15 protein-coding genes and 1 other RNA gene are annotated in these 17,171 nt (G+C 63.1%); 9 read left to right on the top strand and 7 right to left on the bottom strand.

Features of this window, described 5'->3' with window-relative positions; all coding sequences use genetic code 11:
- Nucleotides 1-79 precede the first annotated feature (79 nt).
- The 5 genes from H7687_RS10315 to ssrS all read left to right on the top strand — a co-directional run bounded on the left by H7687_RS10315 (nucleotide 80) and on the right by ssrS (nucleotide 4,422).
- Nucleotides 80-1,045, top strand: coding sequence for a 4Fe-4S dicluster domain-containing protein (locus tag H7687_RS10315; RefSeq protein ID WP_183346989.1), 966 nt, complete (start codon nucleotides 80-82; stop codon nucleotides 1,043-1,045).
- Nucleotides 1,042-1,893: an FAD/NAD(P)-binding protein gene (locus H7687_RS10320; RefSeq protein ID WP_183346990.1), complete on the top strand. Its 852-nt coding sequence runs from the start codon at nucleotides 1,042-1,044 to the stop codon at nucleotides 1,891-1,893. The genes H7687_RS10315 and H7687_RS10320 overlap by 4 nt, the downstream gene beginning before the upstream one ends.
- Entirely contained in the window at nucleotides 1,890-2,648 is a 759-nt protein-coding gene (locus tag H7687_RS10325) for an NADH-quinone oxidoreductase subunit B family protein (protein ID WP_183346991.1), read from the top strand. The genes H7687_RS10320 and H7687_RS10325 overlap by 4 nt, the downstream gene beginning before the upstream one ends.
- Nucleotides 2,632-3,903: a Ni/Fe hydrogenase subunit alpha gene (locus tag H7687_RS10330; protein ID WP_183346992.1), complete on the top strand. Its 1,272-nt coding sequence runs from the start codon at nucleotides 2,632-2,634 to the stop codon at nucleotides 3,901-3,903. Before H7687_RS10325 ends, H7687_RS10330 begins: the two co-directional genes overlap by 17 nt.
- A 330-nt stretch (nucleotides 3,904-4,233) precedes the next feature.
- Nucleotides 4,234-4,422, top strand: a non-coding RNA gene (gene ssrS, locus H7687_RS10335) — 6S RNA.
- Nucleotides 4,423-4,974: 552 nt separating this feature from the next.
- On the opposite strand, the gene H7687_RS10340 is transcribed toward ssrS, so the two are convergent.
- Both H7687_RS10340 and H7687_RS10345 read right to left on the bottom strand, forming a co-directional pair.
- Complete coding sequence (locus H7687_RS10340; protein WP_183346993.1) at nucleotides 4,975-5,505, bottom strand: Hsp20/alpha crystallin family protein; 531 nt, start codon at nucleotides 5,503-5,505, stop codon at nucleotides 4,975-4,977.
- A gap of 124 nt (nucleotides 5,506-5,629) precedes the next feature.
- Nucleotides 5,630-6,472, bottom strand: coding sequence for an NAD-dependent epimerase/dehydratase family protein (locus H7687_RS10345; protein WP_183346994.1), 843 nt, complete (start codon nucleotides 6,470-6,472; stop codon nucleotides 5,630-5,632).
- A 317-nt stretch (nucleotides 6,473-6,789) separates the two neighbouring features.
- Between H7687_RS10345 and H7687_RS10350 the strand changes: the two genes are divergently transcribed.
- The 4 genes from H7687_RS10350 (at nucleotide 6,790) to H7687_RS10365 (ending at nucleotide 10,697) form a co-directional block, all read left to right on the top strand.
- Nucleotides 6,790-7,356, top strand: a complete 567-nt coding sequence (locus tag H7687_RS10350) for a tetratricopeptide repeat protein (RefSeq protein WP_183346995.1) — start codon at nucleotides 6,790-6,792, stop codon at nucleotides 7,354-7,356.
- A 13-nt stretch (nucleotides 7,357-7,369) separates the two neighbouring features.
- On the top strand, nucleotides 7,370-8,800 hold the full coding sequence (locus H7687_RS10355) for a nicotinate phosphoribosyltransferase (protein ID WP_183346996.1): 1,431 nt from the start codon (nucleotides 7,370-7,372) through the stop codon (nucleotides 8,798-8,800).
- Between the two features lie 45 nt (nucleotides 8,801-8,845).
- Entirely contained in the window at nucleotides 8,846-9,478 is a 633-nt protein-coding gene (locus H7687_RS10360) for a nicotinamidase (RefSeq protein WP_183346997.1), read from the top strand.
- A gap of 151 nt (nucleotides 9,479-9,629) precedes the next feature.
- Nucleotides 9,630-10,697 (top strand): 3-deoxy-7-phosphoheptulonate synthase, encoded by a 1,068-nt coding sequence (locus tag H7687_RS10365; protein WP_183346998.1) that lies wholly within the window; start codon nucleotides 9,630-9,632, stop codon nucleotides 10,695-10,697.
- A 391-nt stretch (nucleotides 10,698-11,088) separates the two neighbouring features.
- Here the strand turns inward: H7687_RS10365 and serA are convergent, their stop codons facing one another.
- The 5 genes from serA to trpD form a co-directional block, all read right to left on the bottom strand.
- Nucleotides 11,089-12,687, bottom strand: coding sequence for a phosphoglycerate dehydrogenase (serA, locus tag H7687_RS10370; protein ID WP_183346999.1), 1,599 nt, complete (start codon nucleotides 12,685-12,687; stop codon nucleotides 11,089-11,091).
- Between the two features lie 107 nt (nucleotides 12,688-12,794).
- Nucleotides 12,795-13,415, bottom strand: a complete 621-nt coding sequence (locus H7687_RS10375; RefSeq protein WP_183347000.1) for a phosphoribosylanthranilate isomerase — start codon at nucleotides 13,413-13,415, stop codon at nucleotides 12,795-12,797.
- Nucleotides 13,416-13,573: 158 nt separating this feature from the next.
- Entirely contained in the window at nucleotides 13,574-14,929 is a 1,356-nt protein-coding gene (locus H7687_RS10380) for a TrpB-like pyridoxal phosphate-dependent enzyme (RefSeq protein WP_183347001.1), read from the bottom strand.
- Between the two features lie 278 nt (nucleotides 14,930-15,207).
- Nucleotides 15,208-16,008 (bottom strand): indole-3-glycerol phosphate synthase TrpC, encoded by an 801-nt coding sequence (trpC, locus tag H7687_RS10385; RefSeq protein WP_183347002.1) that lies wholly within the window; start codon nucleotides 16,006-16,008, stop codon nucleotides 15,208-15,210.
- Nucleotides 16,009-16,011: 3 nt separating this feature from the next.
- On the bottom strand, nucleotides 16,012-17,070 hold the full coding sequence (trpD, locus tag H7687_RS10390; protein ID WP_183347003.1) for an anthranilate phosphoribosyltransferase: 1,059 nt from the start codon (nucleotides 17,068-17,070) through the stop codon (nucleotides 16,012-16,014).
- Nucleotides 17,071-17,171: the final 101 nt, after the last annotated feature.

A 17,171-nucleotide genomic window follows, 5' to 3' on the forward strand; every position in this document is an offset into this window, starting at 1 on the left:
GCCTGTCAGTGAATCCCGCGGTAATGCCTTGCCATCATCAGCTCCCCCGGTAGAATTGTCACTTGTGCAAGGAGGTACCGTGGCGAAGAACTTCCTGAAAACCTCACGGCTGGACCAGTTCCTGGAGACGCTGCGCCTCTTCGGAGAACTGCACGCACCGACCATCTCCGAGAGCGGGGTGCACGGGTTCGCGCCCCTGGACGACCCCGCCGATCTGAACCTTGACTACCGCCGCACCCAGATTCCCCCCAAGAAATACCTGCTCCCCTTCAGGGAAGAGATCCTCCAGTGCGCCGGCGGCAAGTACCGTGAAGGGAACTCCGGAGCCGGCGACATGGTCCTGTTCGGCGTCCACAGCTGCGACCTGGAAGGTATCGCCTACCTGGACCGGGTTTTCCTGTCCGACCCCGTTGATCCGGGATATTCCGCGCGCAGGGCCCGCCTGACGCTGGTGGGCATCTCCTGTGTTCCGGACGACTACTGCTTTTGCCCGGAAGAAATGACATCCACCGCCTGCGATCTCTTCCTGGGCGCCTCGGCAGAAGGCTTCCATCTCAGCTGTTACAGCACCAGGGGACGCGCCCTGCTCGCCGCGGCGGAGCACCTGCTCGAGGAAGGAGCCCCCCTGCCGGCAGCGACCTGCTCCGGCCCCTGCTTCCCCCCCCAGGACCCGGACCTTCGCTTTTCCGACCACCCGCTTTGGCAGAAGTTCGCCTCCACCTGCGTCTCCTGCGGGGCCTGCTCGGTCTGCTGCCCAACCTGTTACTGCTTTGACGTGCGCGAGTACCCGGGGCTTGCCGGGGGAGGCACGCGCATCAGGGAGTGGGACAACTGCCTGTTCGCCACTCACGGCGAGGTGGCGGGGGCGAACTTCCGCCCGGACCGGCTGGACAGGCTGCGTTACCGCTTCCTGCACAAGTACTGCGGTTTCACCCCGCTGCAGGGGACCAGTTCCTGCGTCGGCTGCGGCCGTTGCAAGGCGGTCTGCCCGGTGGATATCGACCTGCGCGAACTCACCGTCGCGCCGAAACGGGTGCAGCCATGAAACAGCCCCACCACTCGCCTCACCTCCCCTATTCCGCGTACCTGGTCGAGCGTCGCGACCTCTCCGAGGACACCTCCCTGTTCCGCATCGCGCCCGAAGCGGACGCGTTGACCGAACTTTCCTCCTTCGTTCCCGGGCAGTTCGTGCAGCTCTCGGTCCCCGGGGGCGGCGAGATCCCGATTTCGCCAGCGGACCTCCCCGCTGCCCAGGGAACGGTGGAGTTGTGCGTGCGCCGCGTGGGACACGTCACCGAACTGCTGCACAAGCTCGAACCGGGGGCCCAACTGGGACTACGCGGCCCCTTCGGCTGCGGCTTCCCCCTCGACGACATGGCCGGCCGGCCGGTCCTGCTCCTTGCCGGAGGGCTGGGGATCGCCCCCCTGCGTTCGCTGCTCATGCACCTTTTGCGGCAGAGGGAGCGTTACGGCGACATCACCCTCATGTACGGCGCCAAGCAGCCCGGGCTCATGCTGTTCCGCGAGGAGTTGGCCGCCCTCGCCGCCGCCGGTGGCATGCGGCTCTACCTCACCGTCGATTTCGCACCGGAGCAGCTGGAAGGCGGCTATTCCTGCGCCATCGGTCTGTTGCCCGACCTCCTGAAGGGTTTCCGCTTCGATGCCGCCAACACCTATGCCGCCGTGTGCGGTCCGCCCCCTCTGTACCGTTGCCTGGTCGCCGACCTCGAACGCGCCGGGGTCGCGGCGCAGCGGATCCTGCTCAGCCTGGAACGCAGGATGCGCTGCGGCGTGGGCCGCTGCTGCCACTGCGCAATCGGACAGAAACTGTGCTGCGTGGACGGGCCCGTGTTCCGGGCCAGCGATCTGAAAGGCATTCCGGAGGCGCTATGAGACCGATGAAAATCGCCATAACCGGCCTCACGGCCTGTTCCGGCTGCCAGCTCACCCTGTTGAACTGCGAGGACCAACTCCCGGACCTGCTGGCGCGCTGCGAACTGGTCTACTTCCCGCTCGCCGAAAGCGGCAACACGCTGGAGGTGAAGTTCGACGCCGCCATCGTGGAAGGAGCCGTTTCCACCCCGAAAGACCTGGAACTCCTGTTCCAACTCAGAAACGCCAGCACGCACCTGGTCGCCTACGGGACCTGCGCGCTCTTTGGCGGCGTCGCCGCCATGAACAACAGGACCAGTTGCAGGCAGGATCTGCTGCACACGGTATTCGGCGCAGCAGAGAAGCTGCCGGAGAGCTTTGCCCCCGCCCCGTTGGCCAACTACGTCAGCGTGGACGCCGCTGTCACCGGGTGTCCGCCGGAAAAGCAGGAGATCGCGGAACTGGTGGCAGCGCTCGCCGCCGGCACCCTCCCACCGCCCCGCTCCTACCCGGTCTGCACCGAGTGCCGCAGCCGGGAGAACCTATGCCTGCTACTGGAGAAAAAGGAGCTTTGCCTGGGGCCGGTGGTGCAGGGAGGATGCAACGCGCGCTGCCCCGCCACAGGAATCGTCTGCGAGGGGTGCCGGGGACCGGTACGCGAGGCCAACGTGGCCCAGGAGCTGGAGCTGTTGCTGGAGCGAGGCTTCGGCAGGGACGAGATCGAACGCAGGATGAGCCGTTTCAAACCGGAGTGGGACTATGGGCAGCGTCGTTGAAATAGCGCCTCTCACCAGGCTGGAAGGTCACGGCAGGGTCCGCATCTACCGGGAGGGATGCCGGGTCGAGCGGGTCGAACTGCAGTTCGTCGATTCGCCCCGCCTCTTCGAGGCGCTCCTGGTCGGGAAGAGTTTTGCCGAGGTGCCGGAGATCATCTGCCGCATCTGCGCGCTCTGTTCCACGGTGCACAAGGTGACCGCGCTTCTGGCCGTGGAGAACGCTTTCGGCGTCGAGGTCTCCGAGGTGACCTCCCTCACCCGCGACCTCATGCTGCAGGCGGGCATGGTCCAGGACCACGCGCTGCACCTGTACTGCCTGGTGCTGCCGGACCTGTTGGGTGTGCGGGGTGTGGCCGAACTGGCGCGGGTCGCCCCGGAACTGCTCAAGACCGGACTGGCGATCAAGAAGGCCGGCAACCTGGTCCTGGAAACCGCCGGGGGGAGGCTCATCCACCCGGTCAACATCTGCCTTGGGGGGCTCGGCCGTTGCCTGAACAGGAAGGAACTGACGCTGCTCAGGGATGAGCTTCAGAAGGTGCTCCCGGCGGCGCAGGAGGCGCATCGCCTCTTCAGCACCCCGTTCCCCTTCCCCGAACTTCCCGCCCCCGATTTTCTCGCCCTGCACCCCAGCGACCGCCCGCTGCAGGCGCAACTGTGCCGCATGGGCGACGACCCGGCGTTTCCGCTGCGGGACTACCGGGAGCACATCGAGGAGACCGTGCTCGAGTACTCCCACGCCAAGCTGTCGAAGGTGCACGGCAAAGAAGCCACCGTCGGAGCCCAGGCCCGGCTCAACCAGGGGCCCGACCTGGAGCCGCTCGCCGCGAAGCTTTTCGCCGACCACAGGCATGAACTGGTCGGCAGGGACATGCGGGGCAACAACCTGGCCCAGGCGATAGAGATGTGCCACGCCACCGAAAGGGCACTGCGCCTGGTGGAACGGCTCATGGAGCTTGGTACCCGGCGGGCGGACGCGGCGCCCATTGCCCCGCGTGCCGCGACAGGTTGTGCCGCCTGCGAGGCGCCGCGCGGCACCCTGATCCACAGCTATAGCTTCGACCCGCAAGGGATCTGCAGCGCGGCCGACGTCATCACCCCCACCGCGCTGAACCAGGGGGCCCTGGCCCGCGACCTGCTCGCCCTGGCCCGCGGCATGGAGGGCGAAGAGACCAGCCGCATGACGACCGCAGTGGAGCGCCTGATCCGCTGCTACGATCCCTGTATCTCCTGCTCGGTACACGTCCTGTCACTCTAACAGTCTTACCGGTGTGACACCCGTCACACTATCAGGCAACCGATGCGCACCTCGCCGCTGCAATCTTCGTTGCACCTCCCCCCTTGCCACCCAAACAAAACGAAAGGCAACTGTCATACCAACAATGAGAAAAAGTGGTCTGACAGGGCGGTAACCGATCTGACTCAACGAGCCGAAAGGTGCGAAATGACAGCCGCTTTGAGCGCCAAGCAAAATGCATAAAGATACTATTTTTCAATACGTTGCATCAGATGAAATTAATTTCATGTCAGCCTTGACACTCATAGCGCGGTTGCTAGACTTGGGTCAAGCTTTAGCATGTCAATGCGAGCGGCTCTGGAATACTCGTTGCGCATCCGTTTGGGTCCCTGACTACCTTTATTATCAAGATGTCCCTGGTTTCAGTCGTGGTGAGCAAGCCCTCAACAAGGCAGAGGGAAGCCTGAAGCGTCTCACCGGGGTATGTTGCGACACAGGTCAGTAATCCAATCTTCCTCGTGGCGGTATTCCGGAGCAAAAAAAATTGGCGTTAGTCGGGACAACGCTGAAAGCGACTTATCTCATCCGCCAGGCGGCTGCGCTTGAAAAAGGGAAGCCGACCGGTACGCGCTGCGAGGAGGCACCGACCGCGCAGCACCCGGCCGCGAAGCTTTACCGACGGATTGGAAGAAAGTGCCCCGCTCTAACGCCAATGCAGGGAAAAGGCCCATGGAACCCATGGGCCTTTTTTAGTGTCCGTAAAAGTCCGGCAGGGGACGTTTCTCATAAAGCACCCAATTCGCGGCCAGTTGCGGTAGTTACCCCCATGCCGCGAAGCCCCCCGCAACCGGTTGAGCGCAAGACGGTAAGACATTATCTAACTACCTATATTGTTGGGATAAATGATGCAAGCGATCTTCCACAAGAACTGTGGAAAACTCTGTGGGTAACGCCCCTTCAAAACGAAAAAACCGACGTGGCAATCGCTAATGATAGCGTTTTGCTCATTTTTTAGGCAGACCAATCACACCAATAAAAAAGGCGCAGCCAGCGCCACGCCCTTCCCCTCCTACAGCGCTTCCGGCGCCGCTATCATTCGACCTGCAGCTTCCTGAAGTGGTCCTTGATCATCTCTGTTTTCTTAAGCGCCCGCACCTCGAGGATGCCGTCCCTGAATGTAGCCTTGGCGGTGTCGGTGAGGATGGCCACCGGGAGCCGGCAGGTCTTGATGAACGAGCCGTAGGAGCGCTCCATGCGGTAGTAGTCCTTGTCGTCGATGCGCTGCTCCTTGCTCTTTTGCCCGGAGATGGTGATGTTGTCCGCGGAGAGTTGCACGTCGAGGTCTTCCCTTTTGAGCCCCGGGATCTCGGCCTTCACCACCACGGAGTCTCCTTCCTGGTAGATGTCGATGGGCGGGTTCAACTCCTCCATCTCCTCACCCGACATCCTTTGTGACAAGTGGTGGAAAAAGGGCCTCTTGAATACCTCGTCGAACAGCCGGTCCATCTGCGCCAGCGCAGAGAGTTGCCGGTCATCCTGGTCAGCGCGGCGCCCCGTCTGGGGGCGTCGATCCGCCTCGCGCCGGTCCTCCCGTTTCAGCAGGTCGCTTTCCTTTTCCAGCATCTGTGCACCTCCCCATCGCGTTTTTTGGAATGGGAAAACACTAATGCAGAGCAGGGTATTGTCAAGAAAACGCGGGGAGGCAAAGGCGGGCGAATGATTATTCGCCCCTACGGGTGGACCGGTGTCACTCCTTCAGGCCGGCCTCCAGGTTGGGGTAGAGCAAGGTGATGCCCAGTTCCTTCAGCATCTTGCTGCTGTCGACGATGCGCCCCTCGGAGAAGTAGGAGATCATGAGCGGGGTCATGAGCTGGCGCGCCTCGGCCATGGTCACCTGCCTGGGCCGGGGAAGCCCGAGTTTGTCGGCAGCCGCGTTGAAGTAGGCGGTCATGGTACTGGGGGCGCCGTCGCTCACGTTGAAGACTGCGCCGTCCCGGCCGCGTTCCAGGGCCGCCAGGCAGATGCGGGACAGGTCGTCGGCGTGGATCCTGTTGCTGGGGAGGCATTCCTCCTCCAGGAGCACCGGCTGGCCGGTGGTGAGCTGGGTGACCGGGAGGCGGTCGGCCGCATAGATGGCAGTGACCCTCAGCACGACCACGGCGACCCCGCGCTCGCGCCCCCAGGCCTGCAGCAGGCGCTCCGCGTGCAGGCGTCTCTTGCCGCGCGCGGTCTGCGGGTCGGGCTCGGTCTCCTCGGTGACGACACTGCTCCCTCCGCCGTAGACGCCGCTGGTGCTGATGTAGACCACCTTGGCGGGCTCGTCCCCGGCGGCGATGCTGCCGAGGAAGCTGCGCATCCTGGTATCTTCGTGGCCGCCGCCCGGTGGCGGAGCGAGGTAGATCACCCCGGCGCCGCGGGTGGGGAGCCCCCGCAGCGTATCCGGCTCGTCGAGGTTGCCGCTATGGTGCTGAACCCCGGAAAGCGGGGCCTCGCCCCTGTTGAAGGTGCAAACGCTCTGTCCCTGCGCGAGCGCCAGTGCCGCTACCCGGCGGCCGACGGCGCCACACCCGACGATCAATAATGGTTGCATGTAGAGACCCCTTTACCGCGTAGTTCTACCGCAGCAGGCGCTGCAGCCCTCCTTTTCTAGCAGAAACCCCGTCGCCATGTCAGCAAAAAACACCCGAGGGTGGGGACTGGCTCCGTCAGGTGCCTGTCCCCTTAGTGTTTTTGTAGCTGAACTGAGCGTTCCTAAAGTTTGCTGAGCCGAACGGAGCGTTCCGCTAAAGGGACAGGCACCTGCGGAGCCTGTCCCTTCTGCCGCGCCCCCTCTCCCGATCTGCCTCCGACATTTTTGTAAATGAAATTTAATGTGCTATCGTTTTGCTTTTGGGCGGAGGTAAAGGCATGAAATATCGTGCGGGCACCTGCATTGCGCTGCTTCTGTTCACGGGAATGGCCACGGGGGCGCTGATCCCCACCCCTCCGACCATCCATATCGAACAGGAGGAATACCTGGAGGCCGACGACTGGTTCCAGGCCGGTGTGGAACTGAACAGCGAAGGGAACTACCGTGAGGCCACCGAGGCCTTCGCCAGGAGCGTCGCCTTGGCCCCCAGCAACGCGCTGGCCTGGCTCAACCTGGGCACATCGCAGGCACTGATCGGAGACTACCAGCGGGCCATAGACTCTCTCAAGAACTCCCTGTTGTTGGACAATACCCTGGCACTGGCCTATTCCAACCTGGCAGAAGTCTGTTTCAGGGCCGACCGCTACCAGGAAGCTGCCGAAGCCTACAGTTCATTGCTGAAGCTGTGGCCGGGCAATGCCAATGCACTGTACAAGCTGGGACTGACACATCTGCTGCTCAATGAGACAGAAAAGGCCCAGGGAGAGTACCTTACCCTGAAAATTGTGGACCCCGAACTGGCGGAAAAACTGCATCATGCGATAATTCAGGGTGCTGGTAATTGAACGGGGGGACACCATGACGTACTCGGCACTGCTGACCGACCTTTACGAACTGACCATGCTGGCGGGATACCATGACCAGGGAATGCACCAGCGGCCGGCCGCCTTCGATCTTTTCTTTCGCCACAACCCGTTTCGCGGCGGCTACGCGGTCTTTGCCGGGCTCGATACCGCCCTCTCCTTCCTGGAAGAGCTCTCCTTCAAAAGCGACGAGCTCGCCTACCTCGACAGCCTGAAGATCTTCAAACCCGCCTTTCTCAATTACCTCTCCGAGTTCCGCTTTACAGGCAAGGTAACCGCGCCGCCCGAGGGGACAGTCGTGTTCGGCGGAGAACCGCTGCTCACCGTGGAGGGTGGCCTCGCCGAGGCGCAGTTCGTCGAGACGGCACTGTTGAACATCATCAACTTCCAGACCCTGGCGGCAACCAAGGCGGCGCGCATCAAGATCGCAGCCGGCGCTGCCACCGTGCTGGAATTCGGACTGCGCCGCGCCCAGGGTCCCGACGGCGGGCTTTCCGGAGCCCGGGCCGCCTTCATCGGCGGCGTGCGCTCCACCAGCAACGTGCTGGCGGGGATGCGCTACGGCATCCCGGTGCGCGGCACCCATGCCCACAGCTGGATCATGGCCTTCCCGGACGAACTGACCGCTTTTCGGACCTACGCCAAGGAGTTCCCGGACAGCTGCGTCCTCCTGATCGACACCTACGACACCTTGCAGAGCGGCCTCCCCAATGCGCTGATCGTGGCGCGCGAGCTGAAGGAGCGCGGCCATGACTTGGCCGGCGTCCGCATCGACTCGGGCGACCTTGCCTACCTCTCCCGCCAGGTCCGCGCCGCCTTCGACGAGGCCGGTTTCCCGGGGGTGAAGATCGTCGCCTCCAACGAACTGGACGAGCACGTGATCGAATCCATGCGCCGGGAAGGAAGCAGGATCGACATCTACGGGGTCGGCACCCGCCTGGCCACCTGCGCCGGCGAGGGAGGCGGCGCCCTGGGCGGAGTGTACAAGCTGGTGTCCATGAACGGCGAAGCCAAACTGAAGCTCACCAGCGACGTGGCCAAGGCCACCCTTCCGGACCGGAAGAAGGTGCTGCGTGCCATTGCCCCGGACGGCTCCTTCATCCTGGACCTGATCGCGTTGCAGGACGAGGAAGTGCTGCCCGGCACAGTGGTCTTCGATCCAGCCAACCCGGTACGGCACGTCCGGATCCCGGAGCAGGCGCGACTGGTCGATCTGCGTCGCATGGTGATGGAAAACGGCCGCAGGTGCCTCCCCACGCCGGACCTGGAGAGCAGCGCCGACCTCGCCTCGGCACAGCTGCAACTGCTGCCGGAAGGATGCCTGCGCCTGGTCAACCCGCATATCTACAAGGTATCAATCAGCGCCGGGGTCAACACGCTGCGCCTGAAACTGATGACCCGAATCCAGAGCAAATACCGCATCTAGAGCCGGTCGGCAGCTGCGCCGACGAAACGGCAAAGGAGGTACGCGATGCAACGCAGAGCCGCCCTGCTCGTGATCGACGTACAGCTCGATTTCTGTCCCGGAGGCGCCCTCCCCGTGTCCAACGGTGACCAGGTGGTGCCGGTGCTCAACCTCTACCTCGAACTCTTCAACATGAGGAGTGTGCCGGTCTTCGCGTCCCGGGACTGGCACCCGGAGCACAGCAAACACTTCAAGGAACAGGGCGGCATCTGGCCCCCGCACTGCGTCCAGGGCTCGCCGGGCGCCGACTTCCACCCCGGCCTGAGACTGCCGAAAGGGACCATCGTCATCTCCAAGGGGATGTCCAGCTGGGACAACGGCTACTCGGCCATGCAGGGGACCACGGAAAACGGCACCCCCTTCGCCATGCTGCTGCGCCGCATGGAGCTGGACCGGCTCTACGTCGGGGGACTGGCGACGGATTACTGCGTGAAGGAGACCGTGCTGGAAGCGCTCAAGGAAGGGTTTGCGGTGACGGTGCTGACCGATGCGGTACGTGGAGTCGACGTGAAGCCGGGCGACACGGAGCGGGCGCTGCAGGAGATGCGGCGAGCCGGTGCCGACCAGACTACCTTCTCCTCGGTCCGCAGCGCCCTGCTCGCCGATGGTGAGGCGCGCCCCCCTGCCAGAACGGGGTAAAGTCCCCAAGCTGGTTCAGCTTTTTATACCTGCACCATACAAAAATATGCTCCCGGCAAAATTCAGTGCCGACGGGGCATTTTTTTTTGACAGCGTCCCGGAAACGCGCTAGATTACGCCACATTAAAAACTGCTAGCGCGGGAGCGTACCATGATTAAGACGAACAACCTCAAGGTAAAAAGCATCACCCCGATCATCGCACCGACCGATCTGAGGCAGGTTTTCCCGATCTCCGAGCAGTCCGGGACCTGCGTGAGCGAAAGCCGCGCGGCCATCGCCAAGATACTGCGGGGCGAGGACAAACGCCTCATGGTCGTGGTGGGCCCCTGCTCCATCCATGACCCGAAGGGCGCCCTGGAGTACGCCGAGAAACTCGCGGCCCTGGCCAAGGAAGTTTCCGGGGAACTGCTCCTGATCATGCGCGTCTATTTCGAGAAGCCGCGCACCACCGTCGGCTGGAAGGGGCTCATCAACGATCCCGGCATGGACGGCACCCACCTCATCTCCAAGGGGCTGGGCATCGCCCGCGGTCTTCTGTGCAAGGTGACCGAGATGGGGCTCCCGGTCGCCACCGAAATGCTCGATCCCATCACGCCGGAGTACCTGGCCGACCTCCTCTCCTGGGGCGCCATCGGGGCCAGGACCACCGAGTCGCAGACCCACCGCGAGATGGCCAGCGGCCTCTCCTTCCCGATCGGCTTCAAAAACGGCACCGATGGCAACCTGCAGATCGCCATCGACGCCATGAAGGCCGCGCTGCATCCGCACAGCTTTTTGGGCATCAACCGCGACGGCCTCACCTCCATCATCCAGACCACCGGCAACCCGGACGTGCACATGGTGCTGCGCGGCGGCAACAAGAAGCCCAACTATGCGCCGGAGGACATCGCCAAGTCCGAGGAGATGCTCTCCAAGGCGGGGCTCAATCCGACCCTGATGGTGGACTGCAGCCACGGCAACTCGGAGAAGAAGTTCGAGCGCCAGACCGAGGTGCTGAAAAGCGTGGTCGACCAGATCGTCGCCGGCAACCGTTCCATCTCCGGTGTCATGATCGAGAGCTACCTGAAGGAAGGGAACCAGCCGCTGCCGAAGAACCTGGCCGACCTCACCTACGGCGTCTCCATCACCGACAGTTGCATCAGCTGGGAGACTACCGAGAAGGCGCTGCGCGAGGCGCACCAGAGGTTGAGGGCGTGCGGCGGTAGAAAATTAGCCTAACCCCGGAACACAGAGGACACGGAGTCCACAGAGGGCACAGAGGAGACCGAAGGACCTCTTGATGAGGCATGAATAACTGTAGGGGCGAATAATCATTCGCCCCCCTTATGCGTGCCGGCAACGCCGCCGATACCTGCGACGGCGTCCTGGCGTCACCGGCGCTGGGCGAATGGTTATTCGCCCCTACACTCCAAGGCACCCCTATACGAAAAAAGGCCCCCGAGCTTGCGCCGGGGGCCTTTTCTGTTCCTGCTTTTCTATCCCGCCTTACTTCGCGGTTGTGCTTGGGAAGGTGGCTGAGCTGAAAGTAGCGTTCCGCGAGAGGGACAGGCACCTGACGGAGCCAGTCCCTTCTGCAGCGCCCCCCTCTCTCACTGCTCGTCCTTTCGCCTTACTTCGCGGTGATCAGGTAGAGGGGCTTCACGAAGGTCGCGTCGGTCGCGGCCCTCACCTCTTCCACCACGTCCGCAGGGACCGCGGAGTCGAGGGAGAGGATGACCATCGCCTCGCCCTTCTTCTCGCGACGGCCGAGGTTCATGGCGGCGATGTTGATCTCGTGCTTGCCGAGGATGGTGCCGATCTTGCCGATGATGCCCGGACGGTCGCCGTAGGCCAAAAGCAGCATGTGCTCTTCCGGACGGAAGTCCATCTGGTAGTCACGCAGCTTGACGATGCGGGGGACCCCTTCGAACACGGTGCCGGAGATCAGGCGTTTCTCGCCCGGCCCCTCGATAGTCACGGTGATGAGGTTGGAGAAGTCCTCGGAGTGGGTGGACTTCACTTCTTCGACCACGATGCCCATGTTGTCGGCCACCAGCTGCGCGTTGACCATGTTCACTTCCTGCTCGACCCTGCGGTTCAGCAGTGAAGCGAGACCGCAGACGGTGATCGGGGTGCAGTCGTACTGCGCCAGGCCGCCGGTGTAGGTGAAGGTGATCTTGTTCAGGTTGGTGTCGACCAGCTGGATGATGAAGTCGGCCAGCACGTTCACCAGGTTCAGGTACGGACGCATCTGCCCCATGAGGGAAGCGTCGAACTTGGGGATGTTGATGGCGTTCTCGATGGGCTGCTCGTCCATGTAGCGCAGGATTTCCTTGGCCACGTCGACCGCGACGTTGACCTGCGCCTCGAAAGTGTTGGCGCCCAGGTGCGGGGTGACCACCATCTTCTCGTGACCGATCAGCTTCTTGAGGGTCTCGGAGTCGGGCGGCTCCTGGCTCCAGACGTCGAAAGCGGCACCGGCGACGCGGCCGGAGTCGAGGGCTTCCAGCATCGCCTCCTCGTTGATGATGCCGCCGCGCGCTGCGTTGATGATGATGACACCGTCCTTCATGGCGGCCAGTTCCTTCTTGCCGATCATGTTGTGGGTCTCGCTGGTGAGCGGGGTGTGGACGGTGATGATGTCGCAGTTCTTGATGATCTCGTCGAGGGTGACCAGCTTCACGCCGAGGTCATGGGCGCGCTTCTCGGCGATGTACGGGTCGCAGGCGAGCACTTCGCATTCGAAGGCCTTGAGGCGGGTGGCGACGCGGCCGCCGACCTTGCCCAGACCGATGACGCCGGCCGTCCTCCCCTTGAGCTCGTAGCCGGTGAAGGGAGCGCGTTTCCAGGCGCCGCCTTTGAGGGAGCCGTTGGCCTTGGTTACGTTGCGGCAGAAAGAAAGCAGCAGCGCCATGGCGTGCTCGGCCGCGCTGTTGGTGTTGCCGAAAGGTGCGTTGACCACGATGACGCCCTTGGCGGAGGCGTAGTCCACGTCGACGTTGTCGACGCCGACGCCGGCGCGGGCGACGAGTTTCAGGTTGGTCGCTGCGTCAAGCAGGGGCTTGTCCACGGTGGTGCCGCTTCTGGTGATGATAACGTCGTAATCACCAATGATCGAGTAAAGCTCCTCCTTCTTCAGTCCCAGCTTGATGTCCATCTGCACGCGCGGGTCACGCTGCAAAATCGCCAGTCCTTCCTGAGCCACCTCATCGGTTACGATAATCTTCATTGCCACTCCTTTTTTTGGGTTGGAAACCGGTTCTGCGTTCAACGTCTCCGTTGTACGTACTCTTAACATTCACCTGCTATGTCTTTGTTGCTCAATCAGTTTGTGTATCAGACCGGGTGCGGGTGCTTTGCCAACTGGATGAAGCGGCGCACCTTGTCGGGATCCTTCCTGCCGGGGGATGACTCTACCCCGCTGGAGACGTCCACCCCGTAGGGGCGCACCCGCGTCACCGCTTCCGCAACGTTGTCAGGGGTGAGCCCGCCGGCCAGCACGATGCGCCCCTTTTCCTTGGCGGCAATGGCGCACTCCCAGTCGAAGACCTCACCGGTACCGCCGTAGGCGTTGGGCGAATAGGCGTCGAGCAGGTAGGCCGAGACCTGGTACTCGGCGAGCGGGGTCAGGCTCTCGGGCCCGCGCACGCGGAACGCCTTCATCACCCTGCGGTTCACCAGGCGGCAGTATTCCGGGCTTTCCTCACCGTGCAACTGGACGATGTCGAGGCCGCAGCAGTCGGCGGTACTGTTGACCACGTCGAGATCGGCATTGACGAAAAGGCCGACCACCTGGATGAAGGGGGGGAGCTTGGCGATGATCTTCTGCGCGGCCGCCGCTCCGATGAAGCGGGGGGACTTGTCGAAGAACACGAAGCCAAGGGCGTCGGCCCCGGCATCGACGGCCATCAGAGCATCGTCCTCCGATGTTATGCCACAAATCTTCACCTTTGTCATGCGCGTATACCCTTAGAATTATTCAACTTCCCAAAAACCAAAACCATTGGCCACGGAGAAAATCTGAGGACTTCTGAGAAAACCTGTTCCACGTCTTTTGGGGAAACCTTCAGCATCCTCTCTGCTTGCCGGCCTCAGTTGCCCGGGATCCTCTTCCGTTACAGGCTCACCTTGGGGAGCCGCTCCAGTGATTGACGGATCGATTCCTCCGGATACTCGTAGTCTTCGAGCCGGCCGGAGAGATAGGCATCGTAGGCGCCCATGTCGAGCTGGCCGTGACCGGAAAGCCCGAAGAGAATGGTCTTCTCCTTCCCCTCTTCCTTGGCAAGCACGGCCTCGTCGATGGCGGCGCGCAAGGCGTGGGAGGATTCCGGCGCGGGGACGATCCCCTCGGTCCTGGCGAAGAGGAGCGCGCCCTCGAAGCAGGCGTTCTGCTTGTAGGACTTGGCCTCGATCTCACCGGCATGGTAGAGCTGCGAGATGAGCGCGGACTCGCCGTGGTAGCGCAGGCCGCCGGCGTGGATCCCCGGCGGCATGAAGTCGTGCCCCAGGGTGTACATCTTGGTGATGGGCGCAAGCTTCGCGGTGTCGCCGTAGTCGAAGGCGTAGACCCCCTTGGTGAGGGTCGGACAGGAGGCGGGCTCGACGGCCAGGCAGCGCACCTTCTTGCCGTTGGCGCGGTCCATCAGGAACGGGAAGGTGAGTCCCGCGAAGTTGGAACCGCCGCCGCAGCAGGCGATGACCACGTCCGGGTAGTCTTGGGCCAGCGCCATCTGCTCCTTGGCCTCCAGGCCGATCACGGTCTGGTGCAGGCAGACGTGGTTCAGCACGCTCCCCAACGCGTAGTTGGTATCGTCGTGGGTGGCGGCGTCCTCCACCGCCTCGGAAATGGCGATGCCCAGGCTCCCCAGGTTGTCCGGGTCGTGCGCCAGGATGCCGCGCCCGGCATTGGTGAACTCGGACGGGGACGGGATCACGGTGGCGCCCCAAAGCTGCATCATGCTCTTTCTGTACGGTTTCTGCGTGCAGGAAACCTTCACCATGTAGATGGTGCACTCCAGGCCGAACATGGAGCAGGCCAGGGCCAGGGAGCTCCCCCACTGCCCGGCGCCGGTCTCGGTGGCCAGCCTGCGGATACCGGCCTGCTTGTTGTACCACGCCTGCGGGATGGCGCTGTTGGGCTTGTGGGAGCCCGCCGGGGAAACGCCCTCGTACTTGTAGTAGATCTTCGCAGGGGTCTGCAGCGCCTGCTCCAGCCTGCGCGCGCGGAACAGCGGCGACGGGCGCCAGATCCGGTACTTCTCGCGCACCTCTTCCGGGATGTCGATCCAGCGCTGGTTGGACATCTCCTGCTCGATGAGAGACATCGGGAAGATCGGGGTCATGTCCTCCGGGGTGACCGGCTTAAGCGTCGCCGGGTTGATCACCGGCTCCAGCGGCCCCGGCATGTCGGGAATGATGTTGTACCACTGTTTCGGGATGCGGGACTCGTCAAGCAGGAACTTGGTATTCATAGCCACTCCTTTGTCAGTTGGAACATTTCAATTCAAATGTCTACCTTGGGTGAGAAGCAAATCCCCCCTGCCCCCCCTTTGACAAGGGGGGACGCTGGGTCGCGTGCAGCGCGTTGCGGGCTATCTTTTCCTGGTTCCCAAGCTCCAGCTTGGGAACCTCATATGGCGCAAAGCTCCAGCGTTGCATCCGTGGGAAATCGGAGCTTCGGAGAGGCTTTGCGTTCCCAAGGTGGACCTTGGGAACGAGACCAACGAGATCACTCCCTGCCCCCAGCCATTTACCCCAGCAACTCGGTGAGCTTCGCACCGACATCGGGCTCGCGCATCATGGACTCGCCGATCAGGAAGGCGTGCAGGCCTTTCCCGGTGAGACGCACGATCTCGGCGCGGGTGTTGATGCCGCTCTCGGCAACGATGATCCGGCCGGCGGGAATCTGGGCCGCCAGACGCTCGGAGGTCGCGATATCGACCTGGAAGGTGCGCAGGTCGCGGTTGTTGATGCCGATCAGGCTGCAGTCGGTCTGCAGCGCCATCTCCAGTTCCTTCTCGTCGTGCACCTCGAGGAGCACGTCCATGGAAAGCTCTTTGGCCAGGCTGTGAAAGTCGCGCAACTGCGGCACGTCGAGCATGGCGGCGATGAGGAGGATGGCGTCGGCGCCGGCGGCGCGGGCCTGGTAGATCTGGTAGGGATCGAAGATGAAGTCCTTGCGCAAAAGCGGCAGCGAGACCTGCTCGCGGATCAGCGCCAGGTAGCTTAAGTGCCCCATAAAAAAGTGCTCGTCGGTGAGGACCGAGAGACAGGTGGCGCCGTTGTCCTGGTAAGTGATGGCGATCTGCAGCGGGTCGAAGTCGGCGCGGATCAGCCCCTTGGAGGGGGATCCCTTTTTGACCTCGGCGATGATGGGGGTCCAACCGGAGCCGAGCGCGTTGAGGATGGCGTTTTGGAAACCGCGGGGGGTGTCTTCGAGGTCGGCCAGGCGGTCCATGATCTCGTTGAGCGGGACTGCCCGCATGGCCTCTTCAAGCTCGCCCTGCTTGTAGTCGACTATCTTCCTGAGTACGTCGGGTACCTGGGTCATCTGCTATTGCACCTCGTTGGTGAGCGCCACCAGCCGCTCCAGTTGCTTCAGGCCGCGCCCGGAATCGATGGTCTCGGCGGCAAGCCTGATCCCTTCCGGGACGTCGGCTACCTTGCCGGTGGCCAGCAGCGCGAAGGCGGCATTGAGGAGGACGATGCGGCGCTTGGCGCCGTCCTTGCCGGCCAGGATGTCCCTGACGATGACGGCGTTGCCCTGGGCGTCGCCGCCGTGCAGTTCCGCAAGCGGTGCGCGCTCCAGGCCGAACTGCTCCGGCGTGATCTTGTAGACCTTGACGCCGTCGGGGCCGACCTCGCCGATGGTGCTCTCACCGGTCAGGGTCACTTCGTCCATGCCGTCGCAGCCGTGTACCACGTAGCCGCGGCGGCAGCCGAGCTTTTTCAGCACCAGGGCCAGCTTTTCGACCAGTTCCTCGCGATAGACGCCGAGCACCTGGCAATCGGCGCTGGCGGGGTTGGTGAGGGGGCCGAGGATGTTGAAGATGGTGCGGACGCCGATCTCGCGGCGGGGGCCGATGGCGTGCTTCATGGCGCCGTGCAGCGCCGGAGCGAAGAGAAAGCCGATGCCGATCTCGGAGATGCAGCGTTCCACGGTTTCCGGCGTCACGTCCAGGTTCACGCCCAACGCTTCCAGAACGTCGGCGGAGCCGCAGGAGGAGGAGACGGCACGGTTGCCGTGCTTGGCGACCTTGACGCCGCAGGCGGAAACAATGAAGGCGACGGTGGTGGAGATGTTGAAGGAGTTGGTGCCGGAGCCGCCGGTACCGCAGGTGTCGAGGATGGTCTCGCGGTCGAGGTTGATGTCGTCGCGGTCGATGCCGAGGACGCTCTTGCCGACGCGGATGGGAAGGGCCCGGTCCCGCATGACCCGCGCCGCGCCGGTGATCTCGTCGACCGTCTCGCCTTTCATCCTGAGCGCGGTGATAAAGGACGCGATCTGGGCCGGGGTGGCCCCGCCGGACATGATCTGGTCCATCACCTCGATCATCTCCGCCTCGCTGAGATTTTCCCGCTCCACAACACGTGCAATGGCCCTACGAATCATAGCAGCTCCTTCCAAACGGAATTCAAAGACACAAAAAGACAAGCTCGCATTTCCCCTCTCCCTATGGGAGAGGGTGCCCGAAGGGCGGGTGAGGGGTTTTC

Origin of the sequence: Geomonas paludis (genome assembly GCF_014193585.1) — a bacterium.
Lineage (GTDB): Bacteria > Desulfobacterota > Desulfuromonadia > Geobacterales > Geobacteraceae > Geomonas > Geomonas paludis.

Bases quoted from the DNA above. Each gene is read 5' to 3' on its own strand.
- H7687_RS10320 (WP_183346990.1), top strand. From the start codon at position 1,042: ATGAAACAGCCCCACCACTCGCCTCACCTCCCCTATTCCGCGTACCTG.
- H7687_RS10325 (WP_183346991.1), top strand. From the start codon at position 1,890: ATGAGACCGATGAAAATCGCCATAACCGGCCTCACGGCCTGTTCCGGC.
- H7687_RS10330 (WP_183346992.1), top strand. From the start codon at position 2,632: ATGGGCAGCGTCGTTGAAATAGCGCCTCTCACCAGGCTGGAAGGTCAC.
- H7687_RS10340 (WP_183346993.1), bottom strand. From the start codon at position 5,505: ATGCTGGAAAAGGAAAGCGACCTGCTGAAACGGGAGGACCGGCGCGAG.
- H7687_RS10345 (WP_183346994.1), bottom strand. From the start codon at position 6,472: ATGCAACCATTATTGATCGTCGGGTGTGGCGCCGTCGGCCGCCGGGTA.
- H7687_RS10350 (WP_183346995.1), top strand. From the start codon at position 6,790: ATGAAATATCGTGCGGGCACCTGCATTGCGCTGCTTCTGTTCACGGGA.
- H7687_RS10355 (WP_183346996.1), top strand. From the start codon at position 7,370: ATGACGTACTCGGCACTGCTGACCGACCTTTACGAACTGACCATGCTG.
- H7687_RS10360 (WP_183346997.1), top strand. From the start codon at position 8,846: ATGCAACGCAGAGCCGCCCTGCTCGTGATCGACGTACAGCTCGATTTC.
- H7687_RS10365 (WP_183346998.1), top strand. From the start codon at position 9,630: ATGATTAAGACGAACAACCTCAAGGTAAAAAGCATCACCCCGATCATC.
- serA (WP_183346999.1), bottom strand. From the start codon at position 12,687: ATGAAGATTATCGTAACCGATGAGGTGGCTCAGGAAGGACTGGCGATT.
- H7687_RS10375 (WP_183347000.1), bottom strand. From the start codon at position 13,415: ATGACAAAGGTGAAGATTTGTGGCATAACATCGGAGGACGATGCTCTG.
- H7687_RS10380 (WP_183347001.1), bottom strand. From the start codon at position 14,929: ATGAATACCAAGTTCCTGCTTGACGAGTCCCGCATCCCGAAACAGTGG.
- trpC (WP_183347002.1), bottom strand. From the start codon at position 16,008: ATGACCCAGGTACCCGACGTACTCAGGAAGATAGTCGACTACAAGCAG.
- trpD (WP_183347003.1), bottom strand. From the start codon at position 17,070: ATGATTCGTAGGGCCATTGCACGTGTTGTGGAGCGGGAAAATCTCAGC.